General features: G+C 71.1%; 16 protein-coding genes. 11 read left to right on the plus strand and 5 right to left on the minus strand.

Annotated features, from left to right (window positions below; translation table 11 throughout):
• Positions 1 to 9: 9 nt before the first annotated feature.
• Both FHS23_RS13035 and FHS23_RS13040 read left to right on the plus strand, forming a co-directional pair.
• A complete protein-coding gene (locus tag FHS23_RS13035) occupies positions 10 to 2,052 on the plus strand; it encodes a bifunctional aldolase/short-chain dehydrogenase (RefSeq protein WP_425501117.1) in 2,043 nt (680 codons plus the stop codon).
• A 10-nt stretch (positions 2,053 to 2,062) separates the two neighbouring features.
• Complete coding sequence (locus FHS23_RS13040) at positions 2,063 to 3,472, plus strand: rhamnulokinase (protein WP_343053888.1); 1,410 nt, start codon at positions 2,063 to 2,065, stop codon at positions 3,470 to 3,472.
• A 91-nt stretch (positions 3,473 to 3,563) separates the two neighbouring features.
• Here the strand turns inward: FHS23_RS13040 and FHS23_RS13045 are convergent, their stop codons facing one another.
• Together FHS23_RS13045 and FHS23_RS13050 are read right to left on the minus strand one after the other, a co-directional pair.
• The gene (locus FHS23_RS13045) at positions 3,564 to 4,967 is read right to left on the minus strand and encodes a sodium:solute symporter family protein (protein WP_221219522.1); all 1,404 of its coding nucleotides are present in this window, start codon (positions 4,965 to 4,967) and stop codon (positions 3,564 to 3,566) included.
• The gene (locus FHS23_RS13050; RefSeq protein ID WP_183654130.1) at positions 4,964 to 6,187 is read right to left on the minus strand and encodes a metal-dependent hydrolase family protein; all 1,224 of its coding nucleotides are present in this window, start codon (positions 6,185 to 6,187) and stop codon (positions 4,964 to 4,966) included. Before FHS23_RS13050 ends, FHS23_RS13045 begins: the two co-directional genes overlap by 4 nt.
• A gap of 125 nt (positions 6,188 to 6,312) precedes the next feature.
• On the opposite strand from FHS23_RS13050, the gene FHS23_RS13055 reads away from it, so the two are divergent.
• On the plus strand, positions 6,313 to 7,278 hold the full coding sequence (locus FHS23_RS13055) for an Lrp/AsnC family transcriptional regulator (protein WP_246382162.1): 966 nt from the start codon (positions 6,313 to 6,315) through the stop codon (positions 7,276 to 7,278).
• Positions 7,279 to 7,370: 92 nt separating this feature from the next.
• Here FHS23_RS13055 and FHS23_RS13060 read toward each other — a convergent pair whose 3' ends face one another.
• Positions 7,371 to 8,138 carry an IclR family transcriptional regulator gene (locus FHS23_RS13060; RefSeq protein WP_183654133.1) on the minus strand — a complete coding sequence of 256 codons (768 nt, stop codon included), beginning with the start codon at positions 8,136 to 8,138 and terminating at the stop codon, positions 7,371 to 7,373.
• 69 nt (positions 8,139 to 8,207) lie between these two features.
• On the opposite strand from FHS23_RS13060, the gene pcaH reads away from it, so the two are divergent.
• From pcaH to FHS23_RS13095, 7 genes are all read left to right on the plus strand, one after another.
• Positions 8,208 to 8,957 carry a protocatechuate 3,4-dioxygenase subunit beta gene (gene pcaH / locus FHS23_RS13065; RefSeq protein WP_183654136.1) on the plus strand — a complete coding sequence of 250 codons (750 nt, stop codon included), beginning with the start codon at positions 8,208 to 8,210 and terminating at the stop codon, positions 8,955 to 8,957.
• On the plus strand, positions 8,950 to 9,516 hold the full coding sequence (pcaG, locus tag FHS23_RS13070; protein ID WP_183654139.1) for a protocatechuate 3,4-dioxygenase subunit alpha: 567 nt from the start codon (positions 8,950 to 8,952) through the stop codon (positions 9,514 to 9,516). Before pcaH ends, pcaG begins: the two co-directional genes overlap by 8 nt.
• Positions 9,513 to 10,697 (plus strand): lyase family protein, encoded by a 1,185-nt coding sequence (locus FHS23_RS13075; RefSeq protein WP_183654142.1) that lies wholly within the window; start codon positions 9,513 to 9,515, stop codon positions 10,695 to 10,697. Before pcaG ends, FHS23_RS13075 begins: the two co-directional genes overlap by 4 nt.
• A 30-nt stretch (positions 10,698 to 10,727) precedes the next feature.
• Positions 10,728 to 11,174: a 4-carboxymuconolactone decarboxylase gene (gene pcaC / locus FHS23_RS13080; protein WP_221219523.1), complete on the plus strand. Its 447-nt coding sequence runs from the start codon at positions 10,728 to 10,730 to the stop codon at positions 11,172 to 11,174.
• Positions 11,171 to 12,358, plus strand: coding sequence for a 4-hydroxybenzoate 3-monooxygenase (locus tag FHS23_RS13085; protein ID WP_183654148.1), 1,188 nt, complete (start codon positions 11,171 to 11,173; stop codon positions 12,356 to 12,358). The genes pcaC and FHS23_RS13085 overlap by 4 nt, the downstream gene beginning before the upstream one ends.
• Positions 12,359 to 12,468: 110 nt before the next feature.
• Positions 12,469 to 13,347 (plus strand): SCO6745 family protein, encoded by an 879-nt coding sequence (locus tag FHS23_RS13090; protein WP_183654151.1) that lies wholly within the window; start codon positions 12,469 to 12,471, stop codon positions 13,345 to 13,347.
• Between the two features lie 96 nt (positions 13,348 to 13,443).
• The gene (locus tag FHS23_RS13095) at positions 13,444 to 14,298 is read left to right on the plus strand and encodes an alpha/beta fold hydrolase (protein ID WP_183654154.1); all 855 of its coding nucleotides are present in this window, start codon (positions 13,444 to 13,446) and stop codon (positions 14,296 to 14,298) included.
• Between the two features lie 66 nt (positions 14,299 to 14,364).
• On the opposite strand, the gene FHS23_RS13100 is transcribed toward FHS23_RS13095, so the two are convergent.
• Positions 14,365 to 15,969, minus strand: coding sequence for an AMP-binding protein (locus tag FHS23_RS13100; RefSeq protein ID WP_425501118.1), 1,605 nt, complete (start codon positions 15,967 to 15,969; stop codon positions 14,365 to 14,367).
• 95 nt (positions 15,970 to 16,064) lie between these two features.
• Positions 16,065 to 16,784, minus strand: coding sequence for an alpha/beta hydrolase (locus FHS23_RS13105; protein WP_183654157.1), 720 nt, complete (start codon positions 16,782 to 16,784; stop codon positions 16,065 to 16,067).
• A 159-nt stretch (positions 16,785 to 16,943) separates the two neighbouring features.
• Between FHS23_RS13105 and FHS23_RS13110 the strand changes: the two genes are divergently transcribed.
• Positions 16,944 to 17,345 (plus strand): amidohydrolase family protein, encoded by a 402-nt coding sequence (locus FHS23_RS13110; RefSeq protein ID WP_246382165.1) that lies wholly within the window; start codon positions 16,944 to 16,946, stop codon positions 17,343 to 17,345.
• The last annotated feature ends 3 nt before the right edge of the window (positions 17,346 to 17,348 follow it).

The following is a 17,348-nucleotide window of genomic DNA, read 5'->3' on the forward strand; positions in this document are numbered from 1 at the left end:
GAGAACACCGTGACCACAGCCGATTCCGTCGTCGCCGACCTGCTGGCTCGCAGCAACCGCCTCGGGTCCGATCCGAAGAACACCAACTTCGCGGGCGGCAACGCCTCCGCGAAAGGCACGGATGTCGACCCGGTCACCGGCGAGCCCGTGGACCTGTTGTGGGTCAAGGGCTCGGGCGGCGATCTCGGCACGCTCACCGAGCAGGGCCTCGCGGTGCTACGGCTGGACCGGCTGCAGGCGCTGCGCGCCGTCTACCCCGGACTCGACCGCGAGGACGAGATGGTCGCGGCGTTCGACTACACGCTGCACGGCAGGGGCGGCGCGGCCCCGTCGATCGACACGGCGATGCACGGACTCGTCGACGCCTGCCACGTCGACCACCTCCACCCCGACAGCGGCATCGCGATCGCCACCGCCGTCGACGGTCCCGCGCTGACGGAGAAGATCTTCGGCGGCGCGGTGGTGTGGGTGCCGTGGCGCCGTCCCGGTTGGCAGCTCGGTCAGGACATCGCCGACATCAAGCGGGACCATCCGGACGCGGTCGGCGTGGTGCTCGGCGGTCACGGCATCACGGCGTGGGGTGACACGAGCGACGAGTGCGAGCGGAACTCGCTGTGGATGATCGACACCGCCGCGGCGTACATCGCCGAGCACGGCGAACCCGAACCGTTCGGCCCCGTGCTCGACGGTTACGAGCCGCTACCGGTGGAGCAGCGCCACGCGAAGGCCGCCGCACTCGCACCGATCATTCGCGGCCTGGCGAGCACGGACCGGCGGCAGGTCGGCCATTTCACGGACAGTCCCGAGGTGCTGGAGTTCCTGTCGCGTGCCGAACACCCGCGTCTCGTCGAGCTCGGCACCAGCTGTCCGGACCACTTCCTGCGCACGAAGGTCAAGCCGCTCGTGCTGGACCTGCCCGCGACCGCCACGGTCGAGGAGTCGGCACAGCGACTGCGTGAACTGCACGCCCGGTATCGCGAGGACTACGCCGGCTACTACCACCGGCACGCCACCGCGGACTCGCCGCCGATGCGCGGGGCCGACCCGGCGATCGTGCTCGTGCCCGGTGTCGGCATGTTCAGCTACGGCGGCGACAAGCAGACCGCGCGGGTGGCGGGCGAGTTCTACGTGAATGCCGTCAACGTGATGCGCGGTGCCGAGGCGATCTCCAGTTATCGGCCCATCGACGAGTCCGAGAAGTTCCGCATCGAGTACTGGGAACTCGAAGAGGCCAAGCTGCGCAGGCGTCCCGCGCCGAAACCGCTGGCGACCCGCGTCGCGCTCGTCACCGGCGCGGCGTCGGGCATCGGCAAGGCCACGGCGCAGCGGCTCGCCGCGGAGGGCGCCATGGTGGTGATCGCCGACCTCGACGCCGACGAGGCCGCGGCGGCCGCAGCGGAACTCGGATCGGCCGACGTCGCCATCGGCGTGCGGGCCGACGTCACCGACGAGGCCGGTGTCGCCGGCGCCGTGCGGGAGGCCGTACTGGCGTTCGGCGGGCTGGACCTGGTGGTCAACAACGCCGGGATGTCGCTGTCGAAGCCGCTGCTGGAGACCACGTCGGAGGACTGGGACCGCCAGCACGACGTCATGGCGAAGGGCTCGTTCCTGGTCAGCCGCGCCGCTGCCGAGGTGTTCATCGCACAGGACCTGGGCGGCGACATCGTCTACGTCGTGTCGAAGAACAGCGTGTTCGCAGGGCCGAACAACATCGCTTACTCGGCGACGAAGGCCGACCAGGCGCATCAGGTGCGGCTCCTCGCCGCCGAACTGGGCGAGCACGGTATCCGGGTCAACGGCGTCAACCCCGACGGAGTGGTGCGCGGCTCCGGCATCTTCGCAGGCGGGTGGGGCGCCGAGCGCGCGAAGGTCTACGGCGTGCCGGAGTCCGAGCTCGGCGCGTTCTACGCCCAGCGCACGCTACTCAAACGGGAGGTGCTGCCCGAGCACGTCGCCAACGCGGTGTTCGCACTGACCGGCGGGGACCTGAGCCACACGACGGGGTTGCACGTGCCTGTGGACGCCGGCGTCGCCGCAGCGTTCCTGCGATGAGGAGGGGCCGGTGAGCACTGCCCACGGGAGCGTCGCCGCGGTCGACCTGGGCGCATCGGGCGGACGGGTCATGCTCGGCCACGTCGGCGAGAACGAGCTCCGGCTGGAGACCGTCGGCCGGTTCGACAACGAGCCGGTGCGCACGCCCGACGGGCTGCACTGGAACATTCTCGAGCTGTACCGGCGGTTGCGGGAGGGCGTGGCCGAGGCCGCGATCCGCGCGCCCGGCCTGCTGAGTGTCGGCATCGACTCGTGGGCCGTCGACTACGGGCTCCTGCGCGCGGGCACGCTGCTCGGTGTTCCGTACCACTACCGCGACACCCGGACCGGCGACGCTGTCCGGGACATCCACGCGATCGCCGGTCCCGAGGAGCTGTACCGGCACAACGGCCTTCAGCACCTGCCGTTCAACACGCTGTTCCAGCTGGCCGCCGACCGGCGTACGGGGCTGCTCGACGTCGCGGAGCGGATGCTGCTGCTCCCGGATCTGCTGGCGTACTGGCTGACGGGCGTGCAGGGGGCCGAACGCACCAACGCGTCGACCACCGGGCTGCTGGCCCCCGGCGGCGGGGCGTGGAACGAAGCCTTGCTGGGACGGCTCGGCCTCGACCGTTCACTGTTTCCTTCCCTCGTCTCCCCCGGAGACACGATCGGCGAGACCGAGGTGCGGGACGGGCACCGGATCCGCGTCACGGCGGTCGGTTCGCACGACACCGCGTCGGCGGTGGCGGCCGTACCCGCCGCCGAGGAGTCGTTCGCCTACATCTCGTGCGGCACGTGGTCGCTGGTGGGTGTCGAACTCGACGAACCGGTGCTGTCGGAGGAGTCGCGTGCGGCCGGGTTCACCAACGAGCTGGGCGTCGACGGTCGGATCCGGTATCTGCACAACGTCACGGGACTGTGGCTGCTGAGCGAGTCCGTGGCGCACTGGCGCCGCAGCGACCCCGCCGTCGAACTGTCCACAGTGCTCGCCCAGGCCGCGGACGTGCCACCGGGGCACGTGCCGGTTTTCGACACCGATGACGAGCGATTCCTGCCTCCGGGGGACATGCCCGCGAGGATCGCGGCGTGGTTGGCCGAACGCGACCTGCCCGTTCCCGCGACCCGCGCCGAGTTCGTGCGATGCATCCTGGAGAGCCTCGCCGAGGCCTACGCCCGGACGATCACCACGGCGGAGAAGCTCACGGGCCGTTCGGTGCCGGTCGTGCACATGGTCGGCGGTGGCTGCCGCAACACGCTGCTGTGCCGGCTCACCGCCGAGCGCACGGGCCGTCCCGTCGTCGCGGGCCCGGTCGAGGCGACGGCCACGGGCAACGTGCTCGTTCAGGCACGAGCCGCGGGGCTGATCCGCGGAGGCCTCGACGACCTCCGCGCCCTCGTCGCCCGCACCCACCACCTGGAGACCTACCTGCCGTCATGAGCGGCTCGCCGAGCCGGCCCGTACCGGTCTCCGCCGCCGGCCGTCCGGGGCCGACGACGGAGACCGGCCGTCGCGGCAGCAGCTCACCCGATCATGCGGGGACCGACTGCTCGGCCGGTGCCCGCGGGGTGGTCAGCAGGCTGCCGACGACGAGCGCCAGTACGGCCAGTGGCAGGGCGACGAGCACACTGTTCCAGTCGAAGGGCTTGTCGAGGCCGAACTCCCATCCGACGGTCGCCACGATGCCGGTGATCATCGACGCGATACATCCGACGGCGGTCGCGCGCCGCCACAGGAACGTCGCGAGCAGCGACGGCGTCACCACCGCGCCGTACATCGTGTACGCGAACACCTGGATCTCCAGCACCCCGGGGAAGAACTCGCCGATCACGAACGCCGCCGCGCCGAGCAGGACGATCGTCATCCTCGTCAGCAACAGCTCCCTGCGGGAACCGCGTTCCTTCTTCGACAGCGAACCGTAGATGTCACGGACCAGGTTTCCGGCCGACGACAACAAGTACGAGTTGGCGGTCGTGATGATGAACGCGGTCGCGGCCATGAGCATGATCGCCCCGAGCGCCACCGGCAACGAGTCGGTCGAGAGCCGCAGCACCGCGGTGTCCGGCTGGATCGCGGGCAGCAGCACCGCGGCGCCCGAGGAGATGACGATGACCGCCCCGTAGAACAGCAGGTCCCCCGCCAGGAAGCCGACGGTCGAGCGTTTCGCCACCTCCGGGCTCTGTGCGGCGCTGAACCGCTGGTACATGTTCTGGTCGCCCAGGATCAGCAACAGCGTCGGCAGTATGTACCCCAGCATCTGGATCGGGGTCAGTCCGCCGCTCCACGTCATGTGGTCCTCGGGGAGCCGCTCGGCCAGTCCGCCGAAACCGCCGAGCGTCACGAGCACGAAGACGAACGCCCCGACCAGGCCGATGGTGATCAGCAGCGCGCTCAGCGCGTCGGTGTAGGCCACCGAGATCAGACCGCCGCTGAAGGCGAGGAACACGACCACGACCAGTCCCACGATCTTCGCGACGCCCTCGGGAAAGCCCGTCGTGAGGTGCAGGATGTAGCCGAGGCCGCGTACCTGTTCGGAGACGATCGCGCTGTAGGCGATGACGATCGCCACGGCGGTGACGATCCGGACGGACGGCCCGTAGCGTTGCTGCATCAACTCGGGAACCGTGTACTTGCTGTGCTCGCGGACGCGCTTGGCGAGGAACAGGTACATGATCAGGATGCCGAGCGGAGCGCCGATGCTGTAGAAGATGCTCGCGAGCGGCCCGTAGGTGTACGAGAACGACGCGCGCCCCATGATCGTGCCCGCGCCCGTCCAGGTGGCCAGCAGTGTGCCCATCAGCACGAGCCTGCCGAGCCGCTGTCCGGCCAGCATGAAGTCGTGATTGTTCTTGATCTTCCTCGCCGCCCAGACGCCGATCGCGACCATCGCGGCGACGTAGGCACAGATCGAGCCGAGAATCAGCGCGTCCCTCATGGCTCACTCCTGACCACGCGAGCGCCCTGCACGACCGTGCGGATGTTGCCGGGGTCGGCCAGCACGGTGACATCGGCGAGCGGGTCCTCGTCGAGGACCACCAGGTCGGCGTGCGCCCCCGGCGCGAGTGTGCCGAGCTCTCCCCGCATACCGACGAGCGCCGCAGCGTTGGTCGTCGCCGCCCGGATGACGTCGAGCGGGCGCTGCACCTGCGCCCTGATGCGGAACTCCTCGTTCTGCCTCCGCTGCATTCCGCCGAGCAGGTCGGAGCCGTAGGCCAGCCGCACACCCGCCCGTGAGGCCGTCTCCAGCGCGCCGAGGCCGTTGTCGAGCACCTCGCCGACCTTCTCCCAGCTGGCCTGCGGCAACCCGTGATCCCGGCCCTCCTCGCGCAGCGCGAAGTAGGTCACGAGCGTGGGGACGAGGAACGCATCCCGTTCGAGCAGCAGCTCCACCGTGCGGTCGTCGAGGAGGTTGCCGTGTTCGACGCAGTGGACACCGGCCTCGAGGGCACGGTTGATGGCGTACGGCGGATAGGCGTGCACCGTGACGTAGCGGCCCGCCGCCTCGACCTCGTCGACGGCCGCACGCAGCTCGTCCATCGAGTACTGCGTCGAGCCGATCCGGTCCCCCAGTGACGACACCCCGCCCGAGGCGTGCAGCTTCACGTGGTGGGCACCGCGCCGCAGCTCCTCCCGGACGGCCTTACGCACCTCGTCCGCACCGTCGACGACCCGGCCGGTTCCGGAGCAGCACGGGTGCCCGTCGACGTGGTTCTGCTCGACGGTCCGCTTGTCACCGTGCCCGCCCGTCTGGCTCAGGGCCTTGCCGCCGTAGAACAGCCGTGGGCCGCGGATGAGTCCCTCTTCCCGAGCCCGTGCCAGGCCGAAGTCCGCGCCGCCGGTGTCGCGGACGGTCGTGAAGCCGCGGTCGAGCATCGCACCCATGTTGCGGACGGCTCCGGCCGTGACGTAGGTCGGCGGCGCGTCGGCGACGACGGTGAGGTTGCCGCTGAAGGCGAGGACGTGCACGTGACAGTCGATCAGTCCCGGCAGCACGTATCCGCCGTGGACGTCGAGCACCGGGATGTCGGACGCCGGGCGAATGCGGTCGTCGACCTCGACCACCCGGCCGTTCTCGCACCGTAGGTCGGCTCGCCGATACTCCCCCTGCTCGGGATCGAGCACGTGGGCGTCACGGACGAGGAGCGTTGCGGTCATCGGACAAACCTCCGATCAACAGAACAATATGACCGCATACCTTCAACCGATGACATGAATCTGTCAATATAGATCTGTACATGGCTCTGATCGTTCACTCAGGGCGCTCGTGCTAGAAACAGGACATGCTGGCGGACACCCTCGATCCCGAAGACCTCGACCTCGTCGCGGCGCTGCAGCTGGCGCCACGGGTGAGCTTGCAGGTGCTCGCGACGACGCTCGGGATCTCGACGGGCACCGTGAGCAGGCGGTTGACGAGACTGCGGGAGCACTACGGGCTCCGCATCGTCGGCCAGATCCCCTGGTGGCTCGACGGGGCCACCCCGCACCACGTGTGGGTCTCCACTGCGCCGGGGCACGCACGCGAGGTCGCCACGGCGGTCGCGGACCTGTCCGAGGCACAGTTCGTCGCGTCGACCACGGGCCGCGCCGACGTCTACTGCATCCTGCACCCGCGGCGGCGTGACGAGGCGGCCGAGCTGCTGACCGTGACACTGCCGTCGATCCCGGGCATCGCCACGACGCATTCGGAACTCGGTCTGCACCGGTACGTCTCCGGCTCGACCTGGCGGCTGCACCGACTGACGGCCGACCAGGAACAGGCGCTCGTCCAGCACCGCCACGGTGCCCCGCCCGACACGCCCGTGCCGATGGACGACGACGAACGCGCCGTGGCCACGGTGCTGCACCGCAACGGCAGGGCCAGCGCCGCCGAGATCGCCCGCGAACTGGGCAGGAGCGCGTCCACCGCGTATCGCACGACCCAGTCGGTACTGGACCGCGGGCTCGTGCAGCCACGGGTCGAGATCGAACCGGCGATCCTGGGCTATCCGCTCGAGGCCGTCGTCTCACTGTCCACGTCGCCGGCGTCGATGCGCGCCATCGCCACCGCACTGGCGGGCCACGAATCGGCCCGCTACGTGACGACCGTGGCGGGCACCTCGTCCGTCCTGCACCACGGCTTGTTCCACCACGAGGACGACCTCGCGACGTTCCTCTCCGACGATCTCGGCAAACACGCCGGCGTCACCGCATTCGAGGTGTCGACCGTGCTGTCGGTGCTGACCCGCTACTGGTCACCGAGGCGCTAGTGGCACATCAGGGACACCGGCGTCACCACTTCGCCACTCTCTGTCCATTGCGGACCGACGACGGGACTGGGCCCGACCGGGCCCGCAACCACTCACGGCAGGCTGCGGCCGATGCCCCGGGCAGCGACCTGCAGCGCGGCCAGCAGCCGGGTGCGCTCCCGTTTGAGGGTGGGCACGACGATGCCCAGCGCGGCCGCGACCTCGGGGACACCATCTGCCGAAGCTCTGCGCAGGATCGGCACCGCGATGGAGCAGGCCCCGAGGGTCATCTCGTCCTCGGTCGTCGCGTAGCCCTCGCGCCGGACCGCGGCGAGCTGCCGTCGCAACCGTTCCGGGTGGATGATCGTGTGCACGGTGGGTCGGCGCAGCTCCGCAGCGAGGTAGTCGTCCCGCAGCTCCGCGGGCGCGTGCGCGAGCAGCACCTTCCCGACCCCCGTGGCGTGCAACGGCAGCCGGGAACCGGCACGGCTGACCACCGGGACCGAGGCGCGTCCCGACAACCGGTCGAGATACAGCACCTCCCGCCCATCGCGAACCGCGAGGTGGACGGTCGCACGAGTGGCCGCGTGGATGTCGCTCAGGAACGGCGACGCGACCTGCTGGAGCTCGGTCTGCTCGGGCGCGAGCATGCCCACGTCCCACAACCGCCGCCCGATCGCGTACCGGCCCTCCGCATCCCGCGTGAGCGCCTCCCCCGCGACGAGTTCACGCAGCAGACGGTGCACGGTCGGCACGGGCAGGTCCGCCCGCCGCGCCAGGTCGGTGACGCCGAGTCGGCGATGCCCGTTGTCGAACGCGTACAGCACGGCCAGCACCCGGGACACCACACTCGCACCCGGGGTCGACACATTGCCGGACATACAGCTCGCCTTTCACTCAGTGAAAGGACACTCTAGCCCTGGCAGCCACCTCCGCGCACGATGTGGCCCATGACGCCCGCAACGCAGCGGTCCATCTCCGACGAGATCGCACAGCTCCACGCCGCGGCCGAGCCCGGCGAGACCCGCACCCGCCTGGACTTCGCGCCGTACCGCAGCTCCACCCTCCGGCACCCGACGAAACAACCCCTCGCCGTCGACCCGGAGGAGGTGGAGTTGGCCGCCCCGGTCTTCGGCCAGTCCGATGTGGACCCGATCGAGGCGGATCTGACGCTGCACCCTCAGGGTGAGCCGATCGGGGAACGCATGGTCGTGACCGGACGGGTACTCGACGCCGACGGACGCCCCGTGCGCGGCCAGCTCGTCGAGATCTGGCAGGCCAACGCCGCCGGCCGCTACGTGCACAAACGCGACCAGCACCCCGCTCCCCTCGACCCGCACTTCCACGGCGCGGGCCGGTGCCTGACCGACGACGAGGGCCGCTACCGGTTCACGACAGTCAAGCCCGGCCCGTATCCCTGGCGCAACCACGACAACGCCTGGCGTCCCGCCCACATCCACTTCTCGCTCTTCGGCCGGGAGTTCACGCAACGTCTCGTCACGCAGATGTACTTCCCCGGGGACCCGCTGTTCCCACTGGACCCGATCTTCCAGTCCATCACCGACGAACAGGCACGCCGGCGCCTGATCGCGACCTACGACCACGACGTCACCACCCACGAATGGGCCACCGGATACAGCTGGGACATCGTGCTGACCGGCTCGCACGCCACCCCGATGGAGGAGGACGACCATGCGTGAGCAGGGACGGAGCACCCCGACCCCCGGCCAGACCGTCGGCCCGTTCTTCCACTACGCCCTGCCCTACGACGACGGCCCACGCCTGGCACCGCCCGGCGCGGCAGGCACGATCCGGCTGCACGGCACCGTCTACGACGGCGCAGGCGCCCCGGTTCCCGACGCGCTCCTGGAGATCCGGCAGGCCGACGCCGCGGGCCGCATCCCCCGCACCGAGGGGTCGCTGCGCCGCGACGGCCGGTTCACCGGCTGGGGCCGGGCCGCCACGGACGCGGCCGGCCGCTACGCGTTCACGACCGTCGAACCGGCGCCCACCCGGGACGGCGCGGCCGCGTACTTCGCGGTGACCGTGTTCGCCCGCGGCCTGCTCGACCGGGTGTTCACCCGCATCTACATCCCCGGCCCGGCCCTCGACGGCGACCCGTTGCTCACCGCGCTGCCGGAGGAGCGCAGGGGCACACTGGTCGCCATGCGCGACTCCAACGGCGGCCTGCGCCACGACATCCGTCTCCAGGGTGACGGCGAAACGGTGTTCCTGACGTTCCCGGGTCACGACGGATGAGCGGACTGCTCGAACCCGGCGCGCACCGGGCGGCCGACCTGACCGGCGACGCCGCGGTGGCGGAGGCACTGCGTACGGTCGAGATCGCCTGGCTGCACTCGCTCGCCAAGACCGGCGCGATGGAGGCCGCCGACGCCGGCCGCGCGGCCGAGGCTCTCGCCCGCGTGCGCCTCGACGTCGACGAGCTCGCGCGGAAGACCGAAGACGCGGGCAACCCGGTGGTTCCACTCGTCACCGCGCTGCGGGGCGCCCTCGGCGACGACCGTCTCGCCGCACGCGTCCACCGCGGGCTGACCAGCCAGGACACACTGGACACCGCGCTCGTGCTGCTGGCGAGGGACGCATTCGACCGGATCGGCGCGGAACTCCGCACCACCGCGGACCACCTCGCGGCGCTGGCCGAACGCCACCGCGACGACGTCATGCCGGGCCGTACCCTCACGCAGTACGCCGTCCCGGTCACCTTCGGACTGACGGCGGCGCAGTGGCTCGCCGGTGTCCTCGACGCCGGTGGCGCCGTCCGGGACCGCAGAGACCGCCTGCCGGTGCAGTGCGGCGGCGCCGCCGGCACGCTCTCACTCGTTGCCGAGCTCGGACCCGACCCCGTGTCGACGGGCCGCACGTTCGCGGCCGAACTCGGGTTGCGATGGCCCGGCCTGCCGTGGCACACCCGTCGACGTCCGATCACCGACATCGGCGACGCTCTCGTCGGCGTGTGCGATGCGCTCGGGGTCGTCGCCACCGACGTCGGGGTGTTGGGCAGGCCCGAGATCGGCGAGGTCCACGAGGGCTCCTCCCCCGGCCGCGGTGGTTCGTCGACCATGCCGCACAAACGGAATCCGGTGCTGTCCGTCCTGATCCGCGGGGCGGCACTGCAGGCCCCTCAGCTCGGCGCGCAGCTGCATCTCGCGGCCGCACAGGCCGTGGACCAACGACCGGACGGTCCGTGGCACGCCGAGTGGCCCGCGCTCCGCCGCCTCCTCGAACTCGTGATCACGGCCACGTCGCAGGCCACCGAGCTGGTCCAGGGGCTCGAGGTCGACACCGCCACCATGCGCGCCCACGCCGACAGCGCCGCCGACCGGCTCCTCGCCGAGCGGGGCACCTCCGGCGACCCGGCCGGCTATCTCGGTGCCGCGGGACGATTCGTCGACACCGTCCTCGACCGTCACCGCCGCTGACATCCGACCGACCCACGACGGGAGATGGCCATGCCCGACACGTACGACGACGGCATGCGGGTGCGCCGCGAGGTCCTCGGCGACGCGCACGTCGACCGCGCCGAAGCGCGCAAGAACGGTTTCACCGAGGACTTCCAGGACCTGATCACCCGCTACGCGTGGGGAAGCGTGTGGACACGCCCCGCCCTCGACCGGCGTATGCGCAGCGTCGCGGTGCTCACGGCACTGCTCGCCCACGGCCACTGGGACGAGTTCGCCATGCACGTGCGCGCGGCGCTCACCAACGGCCTCACCACCGACGAGATCCGCGAGGTGATCCTCCAGAGCGCCGTCTACTGTGGAGTTCCGGCCGCCAATCACGGATTCGCCGTGGCACAACAGGTTCTCGAAGAGCAGCAGGTGCTGGATGAGCAGCGGGGTCGCGGGGAAGAACCGGCTGCCGGTCAGGACGGCGGCCGGCGGGCGGGTGGGGCATGAGTGCGCGCGAGGTCACCACCACGCGCGTGGGGATCGTCGGCGGTGGCCCGGCGGGACTCATGCTCTCCCACCTCCTCGCGCGGCGTGGGATCGACTCGGTCGTCGTCGATCACCGCACCCGCGACGAGATCGAACGGACCGTGCGGGCGGGCATCCTCGAAGCCGACAGCGTGCGACTGCTCAGTGAGACCGGCGTGTCCGACCGTGTCCTGTCCGACGGCGACCGCCACGGCGGCACGTACCTCGCCTTCGGCGGCCGGCTGCACCACATCGACTTTCAGGAGCTCGCCGGGGCGTCGGTGTGGCTGTACCCGCAGACCGAGGTGTTCGTCGACCTCGCCGACACCCGCGCCGCCGCGGGTGGGGATGTACGGTTCGGCGTCAGCGACACGTCGGTACACGACATCACCGGCGAGCGACCATCGATCCGGTTCACCGGGGCCGACGGCAACGCCCATGAGGTGCGGTGCCGCTACCTCGTCGGCGCCGACGGCTCCCACAGCCTGTGCCGGCACGCGATCCCTCCCACCGCGATCCGGCAGTACCGCAAGGAGTATCCCTTCGCGTGGTTCGGCATCCTCTGCGAGGCACCGAGAAGTGCGCCGGAGCTGATCTACAACCACTCCGACCGCGGGTTCGCGCTGATCAGTCAGCGGACCGAGACGACGCAGCGGATGTACTTCCAGTGCGATCCCGACGAAGACGTCGACGCCTGGTCGGACGACGCGATCTGGTCGGAGCTGCAGGCCCGAGTGGGAGCCAACGGCCACGAACTCCCGGAGGGCCCGATCACCGGGAAATCGGTGCTCCGGTTCCGGAGCAACGTCGTCGAGCCGATGCGGTACGGGAGCATGGTGCTGGCGGGCGATGCCGCCCACACTGTTCCGCCGACCGGTGCGAAAGGTCTCAACCTCGCGCTGGCCGACGTGCGCGTCCTCACCGACGCTCTCGGACAGGCGCTGGCGGGCGACGACGACGCGCTGGACGAGTACTCCCGCCGCGCGCTCGACCGGGTCTGGCGGTCACAGCATTTCTCGTACTGGATGACCTCGATGCTGCACCGTCACGACGGAGCCGACGCGTTCGACCTGCGGCGCCAGGTCGCGGAACTGCGTTCGGTGGTGGGATCCACAGCGGGCGCGACGTATCTCGCGGAGGCCTACACGGGCTGGCCCTCCGGATGACCGCCCGGACCCGCACTCGCAATCGGACTTGAGCTCGACGCCCCGTACTGACAGGCTTCCCACCGCGGCACCGACCGAGGCGGGCGGTGTCATGACCAGGAGGTGCACACGTGGCGAAACCGGCTCGCGCGCTCGCCGGCGCGCTCGAACCCGTCACCGGTCAGGTCTACTTCGCGCAGGAATGTCACGACGCCTACGAGGCGCTCGGGTTCGACGGCAGCCCCGGCTCCCGCGACGGCGTGGCCAACCCGGACGGCGCCGCCTACTTCACCAGTCGCGGGTCGATCCTGGGCCAGGTGCCCGGCGAGGTGATCGCGGCGACCTTCGCCGTGTTCAACCCCGAGGTCGTCGTCCCCGCCGTCGCCCACGGTTGGTCGCTCACCGACGCCGCGACGATCTGCCGCGCACGGACCGACGGCGCGACGCGCCAACTCGCCGGTGTCCTCGGTGAGCGCCCCGACCGCCTCGACGAGGCGCGGTCGCTGTTGGAGCGGGCCGTCGAGCCGCTGCGCCCCGAGGGCAAGCCGCTGTTCGCGGGCCTGCGGTCACTCGGCCTACCCGGTGATCCCGTCGGTGACGTGTGGCGCCTCGGCGACATGCTCCGCGAGTACCGCGGCGACGCCCACATCGCCGCCTGGACCGACGCCGGATTCGACGCCACGGAGATCGGACTGCTCACCGAGCTGTACTGGGGCCTGCCCATGCGCACCTACATCCGCTCGCGCGCGTGGCGTGCCGAGCAGCTCGACGCCGCCGAGCAGCGGCTCGTCGCCCGCGGCCTGGTCGCCGACGGTGCTCTGACCGACCGGGGCAGGACGGAACGCGAGGCCGTGGAGACCGCGACGGACCGCCAGTGCCGGCCGATCGTCGACGCGCTCGGCGACGAGCTGCAGACCCTGATCGAGATCGTGCGCCCGTGGGGCCGCGCCGTGTGTGAGGCGGGCGGGTACCCGTCGGCCGGCCCGATGGTCGAGGCCGCCCGGCGCTGATTCCGCGCCTCGCCGCGGCGTCGGCGACCCGCCTACGTCGGTCGTTCCGTCTCCCGACGTGACCGACCGAGGACGGCGCCGGTTAGATTCGATGCGATGGATTTCAACAGTGATGCCGAGGCGCCGTCGTGGTTCCGCACCGCGCTGGCCCAACGGCCCGAACACCATGACACGACCGTCGACGACGGCAAGGTTCACCTGCGCTGCTGGGGAACCGAGGCCGGGCCCGGGGTGGTGCTCGTGCACGGTGGTTCGGCCCATTCCGGATGGTGGGATCACATCGCGCCGCTGCTCGCCCAGGATCGGCGGGTCGTGGCCGTGGACCTGTCGGGTCACGGCGACAGTGCCGCCCGGGAGGCCTACGACATCACGCTCTGGGCACGGGAGGTCGTCGCCGCCGCCGAGGCCGGTGGCATCGACGGGCCGTTCCACGTCGTCGGGCACAGCATGGGCGGCTGGGTGACCGCCCAGACCGGCGCCGAGTTCGGCGACCGGCTCACGGGCCTGACGATCGTCGATTCCCCGCTCAACGACCAGCCCCCGGAGGACCGCCAGGCCAGGCCCGTCCGCGTGTACCCGGACCGGGAGACGATCCTCGGCCGATTCCGCACGCTGCCGCCCCAGGATGTGCTGCTGCCCTACATCCGCAGGCACATCGCCGAGGAATCCGTGCGGGAGGTCGACGACGGCTGGACGTGGAAGTTCGACCCGACCCTGAAGGTCCCGCACACGCCGTTGCGCGGCATCCTGCCCCGGATCGACCGGCCGACGTCGTTCATCCGTACCGAGCACGGCCTCGTCCCGCCGGAGATGGCCCGCGAGATCCGGTCCCTGTTGCGGCCGGACAGTGTGCTGGTCGACCTGCCCGACGCGGGACACCACCCGATGCTGGACCGGCCGTTGTCCCTCGTCACGGCCCTGCGCACGATCCTCGCCGCAGCCGGGAGCTGACGCCCGCACCGGCGAACCGGGCCGCCGCCCGTGCCGGTCCGGCCCGGCGGCGGGCGGAGCGATTCGTCAGCCGATGCGCGGTCGGCCCTGCCAGACCTGTTCCCGCAGCACGTACTTGCGGATCTTGCCCGTGGAGGTCTTGGGCAGATCCGTGAACACGACGCGGCGGGGCGCCTTGAACCGCGCGAGCCGTGTCCGGACGTGTTCCACGATCTCGTCGGCGGTGACGTCGGCGCCCTCGTGCACGGTCACGTAGGCCGCGGGCACCTCGCCCCACTTCTCGTCGGGCACGGCGATCACCGCGACCTCGAGGACGGCCGGATGGTCGGCGATGACCTGCTCCACCTCGACCGAAGCGATGTTCTCGCCGCCGGAGATGATCACGTCCTTGCTGCGGTCCCGCAGTTCCACGTAGCCGTCCGGGTGCATCACACCGATATCGCCGGTGCGGAACCATCCGTCCGGCGCAGCCGCCCGCGTGGCGTCCGGGTCCCGGTAGTAGCCGAGCATCACGTTGTTGCCGCGCAGCGCGATCTGCCCGGTCGTCTCACCGTCGGCGGGCACGTCGCCGCCGTCGTCGGCGACGACCCGCACCCGGCAGGCGATCAGGTTGCCGACGCCCTGACGGGCCTTCAACCGTGCCTGTTCGCCGGGTTCCAGCGCGGACCACTCGGGCCGCCAGTCGCAGATCATCGCCGGGCCGAACGTCTCGGTCAGCCCGTACAGGTGCGTGACCTCGAATCCCAGTTCGGCCATCCGCCGCAGGATCGCAGGCGACGGCGGCGCACCCCCGGTGGCGATCCGCACCGTCCTCGGCAGCGGCTGCGCCTCGGCCGCGTAGGCCACCATCGCCAGCACGGTCGGCGCCCCGTTCAGATGGGTGACGCCCTCCTCGGAGAGCAGTCGCCACACCTCGGCCGGGTCCACCGCTGGCAGGCACACGTGCGTCGCCGCGGCCGCAGTGACCGCCCACGGGAAGCACCAGCCGTTGCAGTGGAACATCGGCAACGTCCACAGGTGCACCGCCGACGGCGACAGCCCCGTGTGCCCCACCATCGCAAGCGCTTGCAGGTACGCGCCCCGGTGGTGGTACATCACGCCTTTCGGCTTGCCCGTCGTGCCCGACGTGTAGTTGATCGACAACAGCGATCGCTCGTCGACCGGAGCGACGGCCTGCGGCGTCGCCGTGTCCAGCAGCCGCTCGTACTCCTCACCGGCACGGATTGTGATCGGCGGCTCGTCAAGTCCGGCCAAGGTCTCGCCGACCGTGGCGTCGAAGGCCGGGTCGTGGACCAGGACCCCGGCACCGGAATGTTCCAGGATGTAACCGACCTCCGCCGCCGACAACCGCGTGTTGACGGCCACCAGCGGCACCCCGGCCCACGGCACCCCGAAGTGCGCCTCCAGCAGCACGTGCGTGTTCGGAGCCAGTACCGCCACCGGACGTCCGTCCGCCAGGGCGGCCAGCCCACCCGCGAGTCGGCGGCACCGCTCGCGCAACTCCGTGTACGACCACCGCCGCGTGCCGTCGACCACGGCGATGCGGTCACCGTGTGCAGCGGCCGCGCGGTCGAGGAACGACACCGGCGACAACGGCTCCCACGACAAGCCCGACAACTCCGTAGGCACCGACTCGTGCAGGACCGACTCGGGCAGCGCCGACTCGTCCATGGGCCACTCCTTCCCGGCCGGCGGACACCCGCCGCCGGCCGGCCGCAGGTACGAGGAAAGTAACCGCGTCAGGCGGGCGCGATCAAACCTTCCCGTCAGCCGACCAGGCCGGCCAGCCGGGCCGTCACCACCGGCCAGGCCGCGCTCAGCGGGTCGATCACCTCGAAATGCGCGGCGCCGGGCACCACGACCAGCTCCGCCGCCGGGTTGCTGTCCACATACGACTCACTGACCGAGACGGGAAGCCGGTCCTCGGCCCCGTGCACGATCGTCACCGGGCTCTGCGGCGGCGGCAGCCGCACCGGGTCGAGGTCGGCCCGCTCGTCCGGACGGCAGCCGAGGAAGGCCTCCACCGCCCCGTCGCCGAGGCCGAGCCTGTGGGCCAGCATCAGGTCGGCCACCGGCGCGAGCGGCAGCGTCCCGAGCAGCCCCGCGGGCGGGCACGCCGACGCCGCCCACAACGCGAGGTGCCCGCCGGCCGAATGCCCGGCCAGCACCACCTCGCGGGCGCCCACCTGCGCCGGCACCTCGGCCAGCGCGGCGCCGACGTCGCCGACCAAGTCGTCCGGCTCTCCCGGCACCTTGCGGTACTCGACGGACACCACCGGCCAGCCCTCGTCGCGGAGCGCCGCCGCGAGCGGGCGTGTGTGGGTCCGGTCGTAGGTGGGCGTCCAGTATCCACCGTGGACGAACACCAACAACGGGTACCGCGCCGTCACGGGGAACCAGGCATCCGCGACGTGGTCGGGTTCGTCGCCGTAGCGCAGAGTCCGATCGGGTTCGGGCGCCGGTCGCGTCAACACCGCACGGTCCATCACAACCTCCTCCTGCCGAACATCCCTACCCGCCCTCACCGCACGGGCTCGTGGTCACCGACGGCGGGTCGCCGGCTCGAGCGCGGGCAACACCCTGCTGCCTATGAGTTCGATCCCCCGCAACGTATCGAGCCCCTGCGGGGTGCCGAACGGGCCTTGATGTCGGCCAGCAGTTCCGCCGGCGCCTCGACGGTCGGGTCGATCATGGTCGGCGACCGCGACCTCGACGACGAGGGCGTCGTGACGTTCCTCCAGCACTGCGCCCACGTCGGCGCGCCGGTGTTCGTCCACCCGTGGGACATGCCCGAGGGGCCGCGGCTGGACCGGTGGATGGCCAGGTGGCTCACGGGCATGCCCGCGGAGACGCACCCTGTCGGTCCTGGCGATGATCCTCGGCGGGTCTTCGACCGGGTTCCCGACACGCTGCGGATCTGTTTCGCCCACGGTGGCGGCAGCTTCCCCTTCTGGCTCGGCCGCGCCGACAACGCCTGGCACCGCAGGGGCGACCGCGTGCGCGGCAAGCTGTTGTCGGACAACGCGTCCCGGTTCCTCGGCCGGTGACCG

It is taken from the genome of Prauserella isguenensis, from assembly GCF_014191605.1.
GTDB classification, from domain to species: Bacteria; Actinomycetota; Actinomycetes; order Mycobacteriales; family Pseudonocardiaceae; genus Prauserella; species Prauserella isguenensis.

Bases quoted from the DNA above. Each gene is read 5' to 3' on its own strand.
- pcaH (WP_183654136.1), top strand. From the start codon at position 8,208: ATGACGCCCGCAACGCAGCGGTCCATCTCCGACGAGATCGCACAGCTC.
- pcaC (WP_221219523.1), top strand. From the start codon at position 10,728: ATGCCCGACACGTACGACGACGGCATGCGGGTGCGCCGCGAGGTCCTC.
- FHS23_RS13110 (WP_246382165.1), top strand. From the start codon at position 16,944: ATGTCGGCCAGCAGTTCCGCCGGCGCCTCGACGGTCGGGTCGATCATG.
- FHS23_RS13085 (WP_183654148.1), top strand. From the start codon at position 11,171: ATGAGTGCGCGCGAGGTCACCACCACGCGCGTGGGGATCGTCGGCGGT.
- pcaG (WP_183654139.1), top strand. From the start codon at position 8,950: ATGCGTGAGCAGGGACGGAGCACCCCGACCCCCGGCCAGACCGTCGGC.
- FHS23_RS13060 (WP_183654133.1), bottom strand. From the start codon at position 8,138: ATGTCCGGCAATGTGTCGACCCCGGGTGCGAGTGTGGTGTCCCGGGTG.
- FHS23_RS13100 (WP_425501118.1), bottom strand. From the start codon at position 15,969: ATGGACGAGTCGGCGCTGCCCGAGTCGGTCCTGCACGAGTCGGTGCCT.
- FHS23_RS13045 (WP_221219522.1), bottom strand. From the start codon at position 4,967: ATGAGGGACGCGCTGATTCTCGGCTCGATCTGTGCCTACGTCGCCGCG.
- FHS23_RS13075 (WP_183654142.1), top strand. From the start codon at position 9,513: ATGAGCGGACTGCTCGAACCCGGCGCGCACCGGGCGGCCGACCTGACC.
- FHS23_RS13050 (WP_183654130.1), bottom strand. From the start codon at position 6,187: ATGACCGCAACGCTCCTCGTCCGTGACGCCCACGTGCTCGATCCCGAG.
- FHS23_RS13105 (WP_183654157.1), bottom strand. From the start codon at position 16,784: ATGGACCGTGCGGTGTTGACGCGACCGGCGCCCGAACCCGATCGGACT.
- FHS23_RS13055 (WP_246382162.1), top strand. From the start codon at position 6,313: ATGCTGGCGGACACCCTCGATCCCGAAGACCTCGACCTCGTCGCGGCG.
- FHS23_RS13095 (WP_183654154.1), top strand. From the start codon at position 13,444: ATGGATTTCAACAGTGATGCCGAGGCGCCGTCGTGGTTCCGCACCGCG.